Annotated in this window: 11 protein-coding genes; 5 read left to right on the forward strand and 6 right to left on the reverse strand. The window is 69.8% G+C overall.

Annotated features, from left to right (window positions below):
• Both FL311_RS46115 and FL311_RS14675 read left to right on the forward strand, forming a co-directional pair.
• Window positions 1-2,739: M36 family metallopeptidase (locus tag FL311_RS46115; protein ID WP_141325768.1), on the forward strand; the 2,739-nt coding region annotated here is incomplete at its 5' end.
• A 98-nt stretch (window positions 2,740-2,837) separates the two neighbouring features.
• Complete coding sequence (locus FL311_RS14675; RefSeq protein ID WP_141325769.1) at window positions 2,838-4,016, forward strand: M23 family metallopeptidase; 1,179 nt, start codon at window positions 2,838-2,840, stop codon at window positions 4,014-4,016.
• A 15-nt stretch (window positions 4,017-4,031) separates the two neighbouring features.
• Here FL311_RS14675 and FL311_RS14680 read toward each other — a convergent pair whose 3' ends face one another.
• Window positions 4,032-4,625 (reverse strand): DUF2378 family protein, encoded by a 594-nt coding sequence (locus FL311_RS14680; RefSeq protein WP_141325770.1) that lies wholly within the window; start codon window positions 4,623-4,625, stop codon window positions 4,032-4,034.
• Window positions 4,626-4,878: 253 nt separating this feature from the next.
• On the opposite strand from FL311_RS14680, the gene FL311_RS14685 reads away from it, so the two are divergent.
• The 3 genes from FL311_RS14685 to FL311_RS14695 all read left to right on the forward strand — a co-directional run bounded on the left by FL311_RS14685 (window position 4,879) and on the right by FL311_RS14695 (window position 10,024).
• Window positions 4,879-7,389, forward strand: coding sequence for a glycogen/starch/alpha-glucan phosphorylase (locus FL311_RS14685; protein WP_141325771.1), 2,511 nt, complete (start codon window positions 4,879-4,881; stop codon window positions 7,387-7,389).
• 388 nt (window positions 7,390-7,777) lie between these two features.
• Window positions 7,778-8,887, forward strand: a complete 1,110-nt coding sequence (locus FL311_RS14690; RefSeq protein ID WP_141325772.1) for a triacylglycerol lipase — start codon at window positions 7,778-7,780, stop codon at window positions 8,885-8,887.
• A gap of 69 nt (window positions 8,888-8,956) precedes the next feature.
• Window positions 8,957-10,024, forward strand: a complete 1,068-nt coding sequence (locus tag FL311_RS14695) for a hypothetical protein (protein WP_141325773.1) — start codon at window positions 8,957-8,959, stop codon at window positions 10,022-10,024.
• Window positions 10,025-10,027: 3 nt separating this feature from the next.
• On the opposite strand, the gene FL311_RS14700 is transcribed toward FL311_RS14695, so the two are convergent.
• The 5 genes from FL311_RS14700 to FL311_RS14720 form a co-directional block, all read right to left on the reverse strand.
• Window positions 10,028-11,095, reverse strand: coding sequence for a hypothetical protein (locus FL311_RS14700; RefSeq protein ID WP_141325774.1), 1,068 nt, complete (start codon window positions 11,093-11,095; stop codon window positions 10,028-10,030).
• Between the two features lie 134 nt (window positions 11,096-11,229).
• Window positions 11,230-11,988: an ABC transporter ATP-binding protein gene (locus FL311_RS14705; RefSeq protein WP_141325775.1), complete on the reverse strand. Its 759-nt coding sequence runs from the start codon at window positions 11,986-11,988 to the stop codon at window positions 11,230-11,232.
• Window positions 11,985-12,959, reverse strand: a complete 975-nt coding sequence (locus tag FL311_RS14710) for an iron chelate uptake ABC transporter family permease subunit (RefSeq protein WP_228556876.1) — start codon at window positions 12,957-12,959, stop codon at window positions 11,985-11,987. Before FL311_RS14710 ends, FL311_RS14705 begins: the two co-directional genes overlap by 4 nt.
• The gene (locus FL311_RS14715; protein WP_141325776.1) at window positions 12,949-13,908 is read right to left on the reverse strand and encodes an ABC transporter permease; all 960 of its coding nucleotides are present in this window, start codon (window positions 13,906-13,908) and stop codon (window positions 12,949-12,951) included. Before FL311_RS14715 ends, FL311_RS14710 begins: the two co-directional genes overlap by 11 nt.
• Complete coding sequence (locus tag FL311_RS14720; protein ID WP_141325777.1) at window positions 13,908-14,909, reverse strand: siderophore ABC transporter substrate-binding protein; 1,002 nt, start codon at window positions 14,907-14,909, stop codon at window positions 13,908-13,910. The genes FL311_RS14715 and FL311_RS14720 overlap by 1 nt, the downstream gene beginning before the upstream one ends.
• Window positions 14,910-14,974: the final 65 nt, after the last annotated feature.

A 14,974-nucleotide genomic window follows, 5' to 3' on the forward strand; every position in this document is an offset into this window, starting at 1 on the left:
GCGCAGGACGAGAGTCACGCTCCGGGAGGGCTGGGGGGGGACCCCGTGCTGGCCGAGGCGCAGAACCTGGGCCCGGACGCGCAGGCGCGAAACCTGGCCAGCGCGTACGTGCCCCGGGACGGGCTGTCGCCCCGGCTGGAGTTCTCGCTCTGGGACACGGAGGAGGCGCGCGCGTTCACCGTGGGCGGTACACGCTACGTCACGGGCAAGGCCGAGTTCGGCCCGCAGCGCATCCAGCAGTCCCAGCATCCGCTGGCCCTGGCGGAGGACGGCACGGGCGCGGGCAGCGACGCGTGCGAGCCGCTCCAGAACGACGTCACCGGGGCCATCGTCCTGGCGGACCGGGGCGGCTGCATCTACGAGCTCAAGGCGGTGAACGCGGAGAACGCGGGGGCCGCCGGGCTGGTCGTCATCAACCATGTCCCCGGCGAGCCGCCTCCGGAGATGTTCGACGTGGACGCGACGCTCACCACGGGCCTGGCCACGCTCTCCATCACGCTCGAGGACGGCCTGGCGCTCAAGGAGCTGCTGTCGCGCGGCTCGCTGACCGGCGCCATGACGCGCGCGCCCGTGCCCCTGCGCGACGCCTCGCTGGACAACACCATCGTCGCCCACGAGTGGGGGCACATCCTGTCCCGCCGCCTGACGCTCTGCGCGGAGCCGCAGTGTCGGGCCATGGGCGAGGGCTGGAGCGACTTCCTGGCCCTGCTCATGATGGTGCGGGAGACGGACGCGCCCCAGGGCACGTACGCGGTGGGCGCCCATGCGGCGCAGGCCTTCGGCCACAGCACGTACTTCGGGGTGCGTCGCACGCCCTACTCCACGAACCTCGACCTCAACGGGATGAGGCTGCGCCACATCGCCAACGACGCGGGCCTGCCCGACCAGGACTACCTGCGCGACAACGGCCTGGAGAACGCGCAGATGCACAACGCGGGCGAGGTCTGGGCCACCCTGCTCTTCGAGGCCTACCAGGCGCTGCTCGACGAGGGGCGCAAGAACGCCCGCCCCTTCGCGGAGACCCGGCGTCGCATGGCGGACTACGTCGTGGACGCGCTGCAGCTCGCGCCCGCGGACGCCACCTTCACCGAGCAGCGGGACGCGCTGCTGCTGGCGGCCCGGGCCCGTGAGCGGCGGGACGACCTGGAGGCGATGGCCCGGGCCTTCGCGCGACGGGGCGCTGGCACGTGCGCCGTCTCCCCGCCCCGGGACTCCACCGAGCACAACGCGGTGGTGGAGGACGGCGAGGCCCACTCGGACCTCCGGTTGGCGGCCGTGCGCATCGTGGACGGGCGGCGCTCGTGCGACGCGGACGGCGTGCTCGACGCCTCGGAAGAGGGGCTCGTTCGCGTGGAGGTCCAGAACCACGGGCCCCTCCCCGCGCGGCGCGCGACGGTGCGGGTGGTCAGCGACGACGCGCTGCTGACGTTCCCCCGGGGGGACTCCTTCACCGTGGCGGAGGTCGCGGCCTTCGGCACGGGCGTGGTCGAGGTCCCCATCGCGCTCGCCGCGTCGCTGTCGTCGGCGCGAAGCGCCAATTACCGCGTCACCCTGGAGAGCAGCGAGGCGTGTCAGCGAAGCGTCGAGCAGGCCCACGCCGTGCTGCTCCACTATGACCTGGCGCCCGCCATGACGGACAAGGTCGAGGGCCTGCGCACGACGTGGACCTCCACCGTGCTGGGCGGCACCGCGGAGCAGCGCTGGCGCGTCGTCCCGTCACCGCTCGACGCCCGGGACCAGGTCTGGTTCGCGCCGGACGTCTACGCGTCCTCCGACACGGCGCTGGAGACGCCCGTGCTGAGCATCCCCTCGGGGAACACGTTCGTCCTGTCGTTCGACCATCGGCATGGGTTCGACTTCCGGCACAACCCGGGGCCGAACACCTTCGACTACTGGAACGGAGGCGTCATCGAGCTCACCGAGGTGGTGGCGAACCAGCCGGACGACTGGAAGGACATCACTGCCTGGGTGACGCCGGGCTACACCGGCACGCTCGACACCCGGACCGGGAACAAGCTGGGTGGCCGTCCCGCCTACGCCGCGAGGAACCCGCGCTGGCCGCAGCGGGAGCGCGTCACGCTGGACTTCGGCACGGCGCTGCAGGGCAAGACGGTGAAGCTGCGCTTCCGCGCGGCCTCGGCCCTCGTCTTCCGGGCCCACGGCTGGGAGGTCGACAACATCACCGTCCAGGGCACGGCCACGCCCCCCTTCCTCGAGCGCGTCGCGGAGTCCACCGCCCCCTGCCGTCCGCTCGCCGAGGCGGGCGTGGACCAGCGCGTGCTTGCCGGCGCCACGGTGACACTCGATGGCTCGGGCAGCTCGGACCGGGGCTCGGTGCCGCTCGCGTTCTCCTGGCGGCAGGTGGGCGGCGCCACCGTGGCGCTGCGCGACGCGGACACGGCGGCCCCCAGCTTCACCGCCCCGGACGTGGGACCGGAGCAGGAGCTCCAGCTCGACTTCGAGCTGACCGTCCGCGTGGCCGATGTCGCCGCCACGGACAGGGTGACCATCACCGTGAGGCCCAAGCCGACGGACCCGGACGCGGGCACCCCGGACGCGGGCACGCCAGATGCCGGACCTCCCCCACCCGACGCGGGTGAGGAGCCGGATGGAGGCACCCCCTTCGAGCCGCCCCAGCGCCCCGGGATGCACAGCTGCGCCTCGACGGAAGGCGGCGCGCCCCTGGGCCTCGTGGGTGCGCTGATGCTCCTCGCGGCCCGTCGCCGACGGCCGGCCTGAGGCCCCGCTTCCCGAAGCAGCCGAGCGGGCGAGCGCGGGATTTCCCGAGCCGTCGATTGGGCAGGGGCGGGGGTGTCCACTACACTCGCGCCCGCCCCATGCGATTCTCCCCCCTCTGTGCCCTGGCCGCCCTGCTGGCGGTGACCTCCTCGGAGGCCGCCGTCCGGTATGAAATCAAGAACCGCCGCATCGAACCGCGCCAGACGCTGGCGGGCGCGCTGCACGAGGCGCAGTTGCCGGACGCGCAGGTGACGGCCGTCATCTCCGCGCTCGAGGGCGTGTTCGACTTCCGCCGCTCCCGCGTGGGGGACCAGTTCCGCATCGTCCTGCGCGACGGGGAGCTGGACTTCTTCGACTACCGCCAGAGCCTCGTGGACGAGTGGCAGGTGCGCCGCGACGGCGAGAAGTTCGTCGGCAGCAAGCGCGCGATTGAGGTGGAGAAGCAGGTGTCGGTGGTGTCGCTCGAAATCCAGACGTCGCTCTACGAGGCGGCGGTGGACTCGGGCGAGGACCCGGCCATCGGCATGGTGCTGGCGGACGTGTTCGCCTGGGACATCGACTTCTACCGCGACGTGCGCAAGGGCGACACGGCGAAGGCGCTGGTGGAGAAGTTCGTCTCCAAGGGCCGCGTGCTGCGCTACGGCGAGGTGCTCGCCGCGCAGTACCAGGGGGGCCTGGTCGGCCCCAAGAAGGTCTACCGGTACGTGCTGCCGGACGGCCAGCCCAACTACTTCCAGGAGGACGGCGCCAGCGCGAAGAAGACCTTCCTCAAGAGCCCGCTGAAGTACGCGCACGTCACCAGCAAGTTCGGCTCGCGCTTCCACCCGGTGCTCCAGTACCTGAAGAACCACAACGGCGTGGACTACGGCACGCCCATCGGCACGCCGGTGTGGGCGGTGGCGGACGGCACCGTGACGCAGGCCGGGTGGGCCGGCGCCGCGGGCAACATGGTGGTGCTGCGCCACGCCAACGGCTTCGAGACCCAGTACATGCACCTGTCCAAGCTGGGCGAGGGCGTGCGCGTGGGGGCCCGCGTCAGCCAGAAGCAGGTCATCGCCTACTCGGGCAACACCGGCCGCTCCACCGGGCCGCACCTGCACTTCGGCATGAAGCGCGGCGGCAGCTACACCAACCCGCTCAACCAGCAGTTCCCCCGCGCGGACCCGCTGCCCAAGCAGCTGCTCCCGGACTTCCTCGCCAAGGCGCAGGAGCTGGCCTCGCAGATGGAGGCCGTCTCCGTGGCCGCCGTCGCGGGGCAGGCCCCGGCCGCGCCCTGACACGGTACCGGCGGGCTACGACTCCCAGGTGATGTCGTAGTCCGCCGCGAAGTAGCCGTGGGGCGTGCCCACGACGCGGCCGTTGCACTGGATGGCCTTGAGGGCCTCCTGCAGCACGCCCTCGTGGAACTGCACCGGCTGCATGTCGCCCTGGAACGACAGGCGCACGTGCCGCTCGTTCACCACGGTGTATTCCCGGCGTCCGTAGCTGACCAGGGTGGAGTAGGCCGTGGGCGCGTTGGACAACAGGCGCTTGGGGTCCCCCTTGCCGATCAGCCGCGTGAGCGTCTGGCCCACCGTGGAGGAGAAGAACCCGGTGACGGCGGCGGCGCCGCACGCGCGCACCGCGTCCTCCTGCGTGGGGTAGCGCCCCGCCCGCTCCAGCGCCTCCGACGTGGCGTACAGCAACCGGATGGCGTCCACGGCGGAATAGGAGAAGAAGTCCACCGGTGAGCGCTTGAAGAGCGGCTCGCGCAGGCGCGCGGCGGAGTCCGGCCCCAGTTGCCGCTCGGCGAGCATCAACACCGCGTTGAAGATGAGGCCGCGGACCGTGTCTTCCGGCCGCACCAGCGCCAGGCGCTGGTCCAAGTCATTCTTCGGGAAGGCCATGAGCGTTGATTTCTACATCAAACGGCGCCCCGGAGGGCGGCCCTTCCACGAGGGCCGTGTGGGAAAGCGAGCGGATGGGCGCGCGTGTCACATCGTCCCTGGACGTCCCAGGTCCTTGCCAGGGAGCATCCTCCCCCTCCCTGGCTCCGCGCTTTCCGCATGTGCCGGGCCTTCCGGCTGCGCTACCCTGACCGCCCTCTGCGTTCGTTGCATCCCACTCGACGACACACCTCGGATGGAGACCTCTCGCGACATGGCCTCTCCCGCCTCTTCCTCCTCGCAGCGCCCCACCGCCCCGTCCACGTCCACGGCGGACGATGGGGGCCGCACCGGGCGCGACGCTTCGTCCATGCGCCGCTCGTTCCTGGACCACGTGCGCTACTCGCGCGGGAAGAACTACGAGACGTCCACCGCGCATGACCGCTTCATGGCGCTGTCGCTGGCGGTGCGTGACAGGCTGGCGGACCGCTGGGTGCGCACGGCCCGCACGTACTACGAGAAGGACGCCAAGCGCGCCTACTACCTGTCCGCGGAGTACCTGCTGGGTCGGGCGCTGGGCAACAACCTGCTGAACCTGGGCATGCACGACGCGGCCGCCGAGGCCATGCGGGAGGTGGGGGTGGACCTCACCAACCTGCTGGAGATGGAGCCGGACGCGGGCCTGGGCAACGGCGGCCTGGGGCGGCTGGCGGCGTGCTTCCTGGACTCGCTGGCGACGCTCGGCTACCCCGGCATGGGGTACGGCATCCGCTACGAGTTCGGCATCTTCACGCAGGACATCGTGGACGGCTACCAGGTGGAGCGCGCCGACGAGTGGCTGAAGTTCGGCAACCCGTGGGAAATCGTGCGGCCGGAGAAGGCGGTGCCGGTGCGCTTCTTCGGGCGCGTGGAGCACCACCAGGGTCCGGACGGCAAGCCGGTGGCGCGCTGGGTGGGCGGCAAGACGGTGATTGGCGTGCCGTACGACACGCCCATCGCGGGCTACCACAACGACACGGTGAACACGCTGCGGCTGTGGCAGGCGCGGGCGTCCGAGGAGTTCGACCTCTTGCTCTTCAACGCGGGCGACTACGAGCGCTCCGTGGTGGAGAAGAACGACTCGGAGGTCATCTCCAAGGTCCTCTACCCCAACGACGCGTTCCAGGCGGGCAAGGAGCTGCGGCTCAAGCAGCAGTACTTCTTCGTCGCGTGCTCCATCGCGGACATCGTCCGGCGCTACCTGAAGAACCACACCGACTTCAGGGACTTCCCGAAGAAGGCGGCCATCCAGCTCAACGACACGCACCCGGCCATCGGCGTGGCGGAGCTGATGCGCGTGCTGGTGGACGAGAAGCGGCTGGGCTGGGAGGAGGCCTGGTCGATTACCCAGGCGGTGTTCGGCTACACCAACCACACGCTGCTGGCGGAGGCGATGGAGAAGTGGCCGGCGACGCTGTTCGAGCGGCTGCTGCCGCGCCACCTGGAACTCATCTACGAAATCAACCAGCGCTTCCTGCGCCAGGTGCAGATCCGCTACCCCTATGACCAGGAGAAGCTGCGGCGGATGAGCCTGGTGGAGGAGGGGCCGGAGAAGAAGATTCGCATGGCACACCTGGCGGTGGTGGGCAGCCACAGCATCAACGGCGTGGCGGCGCTGCACACGGACCTGTTGCGCCGGGACGTGCTGCCGGACTTCGCGGCGATGTACCCGGAGCGCTTCAACAACAAGACCAACGGCGTGACGCCGCGCCGGTGGCTGGCGTGGTGCAACCCGCGGCTGTCCAAGCTGATTACGTCCCGCATCGGCGAGGGCTGGGCCACCAATCTGGACAAGCTGCGCGAGCTGGAGCCGCACGCGGAGGACCCCGCGTTCCGCAAGGCGTTCCGCGAGGTGAAGCGCGCCAACAAGGAGGACCTGTCCAGGCACATCCAGGACCTCCGCTCGGTGCGGCTCAACCCGGAGGCCATCTTCGACGTGCAGATCAAGCGCCTGCACGAGTACAAGCGCCAGCTGCTGGACGCGGTGCACATCGTCGCGCTGTGGATGCGGGCGCGCAGGGACCCGGGCACCATCATCCACCCGCGCGCGTTCCTCTTCGGCGCCAAGGCGGCGCCGGGCTACCACCTGGCCAAGCTGACCATCCGGCTCATCAACGGCATCGCCGAGGTGGTCAACAGCGACGCGGGCACGACGGGGCTGCAGGTCGTCTTCGCGCCCAACTACCGGGTGAGCCTGGCCGAGCGCATCATCCCGGCCGCGGACGTGTCCGAGCAGATTTCGACGGCGGGCATGGAGGCGTCCGGCACGGGCAACATGAAGCTGATGCTCAACGGCGCGCTGACGCTGGGCACGCTGGACGGCGCCAACGTGGAGATTCGCGAGGCGGTGGGCGACGAGAACTTCTTCCTCTTCGGCCTCACCGCGGACGAGGTCATCGCCAGGAAGCGCGCCGGCTACCGGCCGCGCGACGAGTACGAGAAGAACCTGGAGCTGCGCGAGGCGCTGGACCTCATCTCCACCGGCTTCTTCTCCCCGGAGGACCGCGGCCTCTACAAGCCCCTGGTGGACAGCCTCCTGGAGGAGGACCGCTACCTGGTGCTGGCGGACTTCGCGTCCTACGCGGCCAAGCAGGACGAGGTGGTGCGCGCCTACCAGGACGCGGACACCTGGGCGCGCAAGTGCATCATCAACGTCGCCCGCGCCGGCATCTTCTCCTCCGACCGCACCATCAAGCAGTACGCGGAGGAGATCTGGCGCATCCAGCAGACCCCCGTCGAGCCGTAGTCACGGGTGTCCGCCCAGCCCCGTCGCTCGAGTGACGGGACGGGGCCCCGCGCTCCCCCTCCATCCTGGGAGGGGTGAGCGGGACGGCTCCGGCGTCGACACGGCGCGACAGAAGTCAACGCACCACGCCGACGCGCCGCGCAATCACAGACAACGCAGTGCACCACAGAACGTCCGTCTCGTCCGGCGGGGCTGACGCGGCGCGATGTATTGACTCGCGAATCAACCCTGGTGCACTGATACGCCCGGAGTTCGGGACTCGCCTGGTCGTGGGGAAGGTCTGGGCCGTACCGGTGGGGGCCTTCGCAGTGTCCGAAGGCTGGCGTCCCGGTTCCGGGTCCGACGTGCATCGGTTGCAGCAGGCAATCCTCACCAGCAAGGAGTCCCCATGAAGCAACAGCCGCCGCTGTTCCTGTCAGTCCTGGCCGTGGGTGTACTGGGCGTGGCCGCACCCGCCCTCGCCGCGGAGAAGACGACGTACCCCGTGGTGTTCGCGCACGGGTTGGGCGGGTTCGACGACATCCTCGGGTACGACTACTGGGGTGACGACTACGGCGTGTTCGTGGGCGACCCGTGCGACGAGTTCCTGGAGGTGAGCTGCAACGGGGACCTGAACAGCAAGCAGAAGGCGTTCGCCGCCGCGGTGCAGCCGCTGCAGAGCTCCGACGTGCGCGGGCTGGATTTGGCCAACGACGTGGAGGGCTACCTGGCCTCCTCGGGCTCGGCGTACGTGAATCTGGTGGGGCACTCGCAGGGCGGCATCGACGCGCGCAAGGCGGCGAAGGTGCTGCGCGAGCGCAAGGGCTACACGGTGGTGAAGGCGCTGGTGAGCGTGTCCTCGCCGCACCGCGGCTCGCCGGTGGCGAAGTACATCCTGGACCTGGGCCCCGGCATCACCAGCGTGCTGGACGCGCTGTTCCGCATCTACGGCGACGTCGTCTACGGGCCGGGCAATGACGGCTACGCGGCGGTCAAGGCGCTCATCTACAACGACGCGGACGCGAACGACGGCAAGACGACGGGCGCCAAGGCCTTCAACGTGGCCAACCCCATCAACGCGTCGTACGCGGCGCACTACGCCTCGCTGGTGACGGCGCAGAGCGGCCTGAGCGTCAACCCGGCGCTGTGGCTGGTGCGTCAGTTCTTCTTCGACATCGACGGGGACGGCGCGTGCGCGGACGACTGCGACAACGACGGCGCCGCGGGCAGGGGTGACGGCATCCGCAACGAGCAGGATGACGACGGCCTGGTCGGCATCAACTCGCAGCAGATGGGCTACCGCCTGCGCTACACGGAGCGCTTCGGCGCGGACCTGGTCGCGCAGGACTCGGCGCTGGGCTACGTCAGCAACATCAACGCCCCCAGCTCGCTGCAGCAGACCTCCATGTCCAGCGTCATCAACCAGGACCACGTGGACGTCATCGGCATCGGCCCCGACACGTTCAGCGAGATGGAGTTCTACGCGGCCATCATCGACTACATCGCCAAGGTCGACTGACGCGCCGCACACCGGGAGGCCGCACCGCTGGGCCTCCCGGTCCCCCACGCCCTTGCCGGAGACATGGCCATGCGACGGAGCTTGAAGGTCTTGCTGGTGGGCGCGGGGGTGCTGCTCCTCGCGGGGCTCGGGGTGACGCTCCTGCGGGAGGACGCGCCGGAGGTGACGCCCGTGCAGCCGCCGGGTGTATCCGTCGCGGGCGTGGCACCCACGGTGCCGGGCGGCGCGGCGCCCTCCGTGGCGACGAGCGTCGCGCGGCCATCCCCCACTCCGGTGCCGGAGCCCACGGACACGGAGCTGGAGGAGTTGGCCGCGTCGCTCAAGCAGCGCTACGGGAAGAACCTGAGCGAGCCGCACGCGCAGATACGCCTCATCGAGGACCTGATGCGCTTCTTCCAGCAGCGCCATCCGGACCGCTGGCGGGAGGAGCTGCTGGCCTTCCTGAAGGCCCACTTCCCGGAGCACTACGACGCGCTGGCGGTGATGCTACGCAACCGCGAGGACTACGAGAAGTGGGTCCGCGACAATGACCACTACCTCAAGGGCCTGAGCGAGCAGGAGCGACGGGCGGCCATCCGCGACGCGCGCAACCGGCTGTTTGGCAAGGACGTGGCGGACCGCATCTGGGCGGCGGAGCTGAAGAACCAGGCCATCGGCGACACGCTGCGCTCGCTCGACTCGCTCCAGGGCAAGAGCGTGGAGGAGAAGCTCTCCACCTTCAAGCAGCGGCTCCAGGAGGTGCACGGGGAGCAGCTCGGGGCCGTGCTCGAGCGGCACCAGCAGGAGCTGATGAACCGCTTCCTCGACGTGTCCTCGGTGCAGACCGATTTGGGCGCCATGTCCGCGGAGGAGCGCTCGCGCAACCTGCGCGCCATCCGTCGGGAGCTGGGATTGGACGAAGAGGCGTTGAAGCGCTGGGACACGCTGGACCAGAGTCGTGATGCGCGGTGGGACGCGGGCCTGCGGTACATGGCCGAGCGTCAGGCGCTCGCGAAGGAGCTCTCCGGCGAGGAGCTGGAGGCGCGCCTCGTCGAAATCCGCGCGCGCTACTTCGGCGCCGAGGCGGAAAGCATCGGCCAGGAGGAGGCCAGCGGCTTCTTCCGCTTCGAGCGCCCTCGTCGGTGGGGACGCAACTGAGGGTCAAAGCGGAGTCTCGCCACCGACGCCCGCCACGGGGGGCTCGACGGGCAGGGGCAGCAGCCTGGGAGACAGGCGGCGTCGCTGCTTGAAGCGTCGCCACTCCTCCGGGAGCGACGACACGGCCTTCGACCGGGCCCCCACCCCACCCGGCTGCGCGGACTCCCAGGCGCGGGTGATGGGGTCCTCGCTCTCCGGCATGACGCGCGGCACGAGGGTCTCTCCGTGTCGCTCCCGGAGCAGGTCGAAGGCAAGCAGCGCCCACCGTGACGGCCCGGAGTCCAGCAGCACCGTCTCCAGGGCCCGTGCCGCCGCGGCATCCACCTCCGCGCTCGCATGGCCGCGCAGGGGCAACAGCAACATCGGCAGCGAGCGGTCCAGGGGCGGATGCGTCACGAAACCTCGCGCCAGCGCCTCGCGCTGCTCCGGGGACAGCCGCACGGACTTGTCGACTCCGCCGACATAGAAGTCCCGCACCACGTCGCCCGTGGGCACCAGCCGGAACAGGCCGTCCCAGCGTGTCGCCGGGTGGCTCGCCGCGAGCACCTCCCAGTCCACGGGCGCCGAGGCCAGCGCCTGCTCGTCCTCGCGATACGGGACGCGGGGGCTCGCCTGCTTCTGGGCCTTCACCGCGAGCTCCACGACGCGCCGGTAGGCCTGGGCCTCATCGTTGTTCGTCGGGTAGCGCGTCCCGTACGACAACCCCACGGTCGACCACGTGCCGTTCCAGCGCGTCAGGAACGCGACGACGAGCAGGCCCTGCTCATAACGCGGGGGCGCGGGGCAACTGGTGAAAGGCAAGTAGGCCACCTCCACCCGCTCATCAGGATGGGCGGTGCCCTTCCAGACCTCCCGCACCCGCAGTCGCGCGACGCCCTCTTCGAAGCCACTGAGCTTGTACTCGTCGTAGTCCTTGAAGGCCCGCGTCGTCACCGCCTCGACCTCCGCCCACACGATGAGCTCCGCCTCCAGCGTCAGCTCCCAGAGCGTCATCGGGGCGATGGGATAGGCCTCCGCGCGGGTCCCGCTCAGGGCGAGCAGCAGCCCGAGCAACAGCGTTCCGATTCGCACCCTGGAATGACGACTGGACTCCTCACGCATGGCACGCCCTCCGCACGAGATGAAGGAAGTGTGCGCCCACGCGGGGACGTGGAGCATCCGCCCGTCCTCACGCCTCCGTCATGCTTCCATCACGGAGCTGGGCATCAGCGGTAGTGCGTGGCAATCCAGTCGCCGTCGATGCACTGGATGGAGATGTCCAGGTCGTACACGGCCCGCAGGATGTCGGGCCGCATGATGTCCTGGGGGCGTCCCTGGAAGGCCACCTTGCCGTCGCGCATGGCGATGAGGTGGTCCGAGTAGCAGGACGCGAAGTTCAAGTCGTGCAGCACCATGACGATGCTCTTCTTCAGCGAGTCCACCGCGGTGCGCAGCTGCTTCATCATCGCCACCGAGTGCTTCAGGTCCAGGCCGTTGAGCGGCTCGTCCAGCAGCACGTGGTCCGTGTCCTGGCACAACACCATGGCCACGAAGGCACGCTGGCGCTGGCCTCCGGACAGCTCGTCCAGGAACCGCTCGGAGAGCGTCTCCAGGCCCATGTGCTGGATGGCCCGCTCCACGTGCTCGCGGTCCACCACCGTGGGCCGCCCCTTCGAGTGTGGATAGCGGCCGAACGTCACCAGCTCCCGCACCGTGAGCCGCGACGTCAGGTGGTTGTCCTGGCGCAGGATGGCCAGCTTCCGGGCGAGCACGTCCCCCGGCGTGGTGCGCACATCCAATCCATCCACCAGCACCACGCCCGAGGACATCGGCATCACCCGGCTGATCATCGACAGCAGCGTGGACTTGCCCGCGCCGTTCGGCCCGATGATGGAGGTGATTCCGCCCACGGGCAGCGTCAGCGTCACGTCGTCGACCACGAGCGAGCCGCCGTAGCGCTTGGTGACGTTCCTGGCCTCGATCATACCGGCGCCCTCCTCATCAACATCCCGATGAACACCAGCCCGCCCACGAAGTCGATGATGACGCGGGGGCTGGTGTTGAACTGGAAGACCTGCTCCAGGACGAACTGCCCCGCGACCAGACACACCCCCGCGATGAGCGCCGCGGCGGGCAGCACCAGCGCGTGACGGTACGTGCGCACCAGCGTGTGGGCCAGGTTGGAGACCAGCAGGCCGAAGAACGTGACGGGCCCCACCAGCGCGCTCGACACCGACACCAGGATGGCCACCAGCACCAGGATGATGGCCGCCGTGCGCTGGTGGTCCACGCCCAGGTTGATGGCCGTCTCCCGCCCCAGCACCAGCACGTCGAACGTCTTGAGCATCCGCAAGCCCACCACGGACACCACCAGCGTCAGCGCGAAGGCGACGACGAGCAGCTCCTGGTCCGGGTTGTTGAAGCTCGCGAAGAAGCGGTCCTGCAGGAAGATGAACTCGTTGGGGTCGATGAGCCGCTGCAGGAAGGACGCGAGGCTGCGGAAGAGCACGCCCAGCACCACGCCCGTCAGCAGCACCAGGTGCAGGCTGCGCCCTCCCCCACCGAAGAGCCCCCAGAACAGGACGGCCGAGAAGGCCACCATGATGAGGACCTCCACGCCGAACCGCAGCCTCGGGTCCAGGCTCGACGCCTTGCCGGAGCCCAGGAAGTAGAGCAGGCACGTCTGGATGAAGACGTAGAGGTTGTCGAACCCGAGGATGGCGGGCGTCAGCACCCGGTTGCCCGACACCGTCTGGAACAGCACCGTGGAGACCGCGATGGCGTAGCCCACCAGCAGCGCCGTCGCCAGCTTGCGCCCGCGAAAGGGCAGCACGAAGTCCCACTGGCCGCTCGCGCCAAAGAGCAGGAACAGCACGGCCACGCCCACCATCACCCCACCCAGGATGAACAGCGTGCGCTCCGGGCGCCGCTCCACCATCAGGCTCTCAACCGACACGGGCGTCCCTCCTCAACAGCACGGAGAGGAAGAGCACGCTGCCCAGCACCCCGGCGATGGTGGCCCCCGGGATTTCATACGGGAAGCGCACCACCCGGCCGAGGATGTCGCACAGGAGCACGAAGCCCGCGCCTCCCACCGCCACCCAGGGAATCGCCTTCCGCGCATTGTCCCCCGTGAACAGGCTGACCAGGTTGGGGACCAGCAGGCCCAGGAACGGCACCATGCCCACCGTGACGACCACCATGGCGGTGACGAGCGAGACGATGAGCAGCCCCAGCCCCATGATGCGCGTGTAGTTCATCCCCAGGTTGGTGGTGAACGACTCGCCCATGCCCGCGACGGTGAAGCGGTCCGCCGCGACATACGCGCAGCACGTCAGCCCCAAGGTCAGCCAGAGCAGCTCGTAGCGCCCGCGCAGGATGGTGGAGAAGTCCCCCGTCTTCCACGCGTTGACCGACTGGAGCAGGTCCAGCCGGTACGCATAGAAGGTCGTGACGGAGTCGAAGACGCTGCCCAGCACCAGCCCCACCAGCGGGACGATGAGCACCGAGCGCAGCGGAATGCGTCGCAGGATGAGCAGAAACAGCGCGGTGCCCCCCATCGCGAACAGGGCCGCCACCAGCATCTTGCCCACCACGGGGAGCTGGGGCGCCAGGACGGCGGCGACCATCAACCCCAGGCTGGCGGACTCGGCGGAGCCGGCGGTGGAGGGCTCCACGAAGCGGTTGCGCACGAGCATCTGCAACAGCAGCCCCGCCACGCCCAGCGACGTGCCCACCAGCATCACCGCCAGCAGCCGGGGGATGCGGCTGATGACCAGCAGCTGGAGCGCCTGTTCATCGGGGCTCGGCGTGACGAGCGCATGCCACGACACGTCACCGACGCCGATGAGCAGGCTGCCCAGCGCCAGGAGGAGGATGACGAGGCCGGCGACGAAGAGGCGCATCAGGGAGCGGGCGTGGCGTACGCCTGGGCCACCTGGTCTCGCAGCAGGCCCACCGCCTGGATGCCACCGCCGATGAGGTACGCGTTGAGCGGGTCCAGGTAGACGACCTGCCCCTTCGTCCAGGCCGTCGTCTGGCGCACCAGCTCGTTGTCGAGCACCTGCTTCGCCCCGCCCTGCTGCCCCATGCTCGCGTCGCGGTCGATGACGAAGAGCCAGTCCGGGTTCTTCTCGCGGATGAACTCCGAGCCGATGGCCTCGCCGTGCAGCGACGCCTTGAGCCCGTCCGCGGCCACGGGCACGCCGAAGTCCTCGTGCACCACGCCGAAACGCGAGCCCGGCCCATAGGCGCTGATGCGGCCACCGGTGACGAGCACCACCAGGCCCTTGCCCCGGCTGGCCGTCGTCTCCTTCAGCTTCGCGAGCGACTGGCGCAGGCCATCCACCAGCTCGCGCGCCTTCTCCTCCTTGCCGAAGATGCGCGCGAGCAGCTCGGTGTTGGCGACCACGGTGTCGATGTAGCGCGCGCCGCCCATGGGCACGTCCACCGTGGGGGCGATGCGCGACAGGCTGTCGTACTTCGCGCTGGAGCGGCCGCCGGTGATGATGAGCTCCGGGCGCGCGGCGTTGATGGCCTCGTAGTTCGGCTCGAACAGCGTGCCGATGCGCGGGTACTTCGCGTCCGCGAACGGGGCCAGGTGCAGCGGGAACTGGTCCCCCGCCACGCCCACCACCGCGTCCACGCCCAGCGCCTGGAGGATGTCCAGGGCCGCCAGGTCGAACACCACCACCCGACGAGGATTCAAGGGGACCACCGACTCCCCTCGCGCGTGCTGGACGGTGACGGTGGCCGCCTTCGCGCCGGACGCGGGCTCCACCGCCGGCGCCGTGACGACCTCCGCCGAGGGCTGCTGGAGCTTCACCACCACGCCGATGACGGCCAGCAAGGCGACGACACCGAGAATCGCAAAGGGAAGGAACGAACGCTTGTCAGAAGTGCTCACGGTTTCATCCAGCCGGTGCGCTCGCATGCGAACGCAAGAGGTCGCTCGGGAAGCGCGGCCCCACA

This window comes from Myxococcus sp. AB025B (genome assembly GCF_006518215.1).
In the GTDB taxonomy this organism is placed as follows: domain Bacteria; phylum Myxococcota; class Myxococcia; order Myxococcales; family Myxococcaceae; genus Myxococcus; species Myxococcus fulvus.

Bases quoted from the DNA above. Each gene is read 5' to 3' on its own strand.
- FL311_RS14715 (WP_141325776.1), bottom strand. From the start codon at position 13,908: ATGCGCCTCTTCGTCGCCGGCCTCGTCATCCTCCTCCTGGCGCTGGGC.
- FL311_RS14695 (WP_141325773.1), top strand. From the start codon at position 8,957: ATGCGACGGAGCTTGAAGGTCTTGCTGGTGGGCGCGGGGGTGCTGCTC.
- FL311_RS14690 (WP_141325772.1), top strand. From the start codon at position 7,778: ATGAAGCAACAGCCGCCGCTGTTCCTGTCAGTCCTGGCCGTGGGTGTA.
- FL311_RS14675 (WP_141325769.1), top strand. From the start codon at position 2,838: ATGCGATTCTCCCCCCTCTGTGCCCTGGCCGCCCTGCTGGCGGTGACC.
- FL311_RS14685 (WP_141325771.1), top strand. From the start codon at position 4,879: ATGGCCTCTCCCGCCTCTTCCTCCTCGCAGCGCCCCACCGCCCCGTCC.
- FL311_RS14680 (WP_141325770.1), bottom strand. From the start codon at position 4,625: ATGGCCTTCCCGAAGAATGACTTGGACCAGCGCCTGGCGCTGGTGCGG.
- FL311_RS14705 (WP_141325775.1), bottom strand. From the start codon at position 11,988: ATGATCGAGGCCAGGAACGTCACCAAGCGCTACGGCGGCTCGCTCGTG.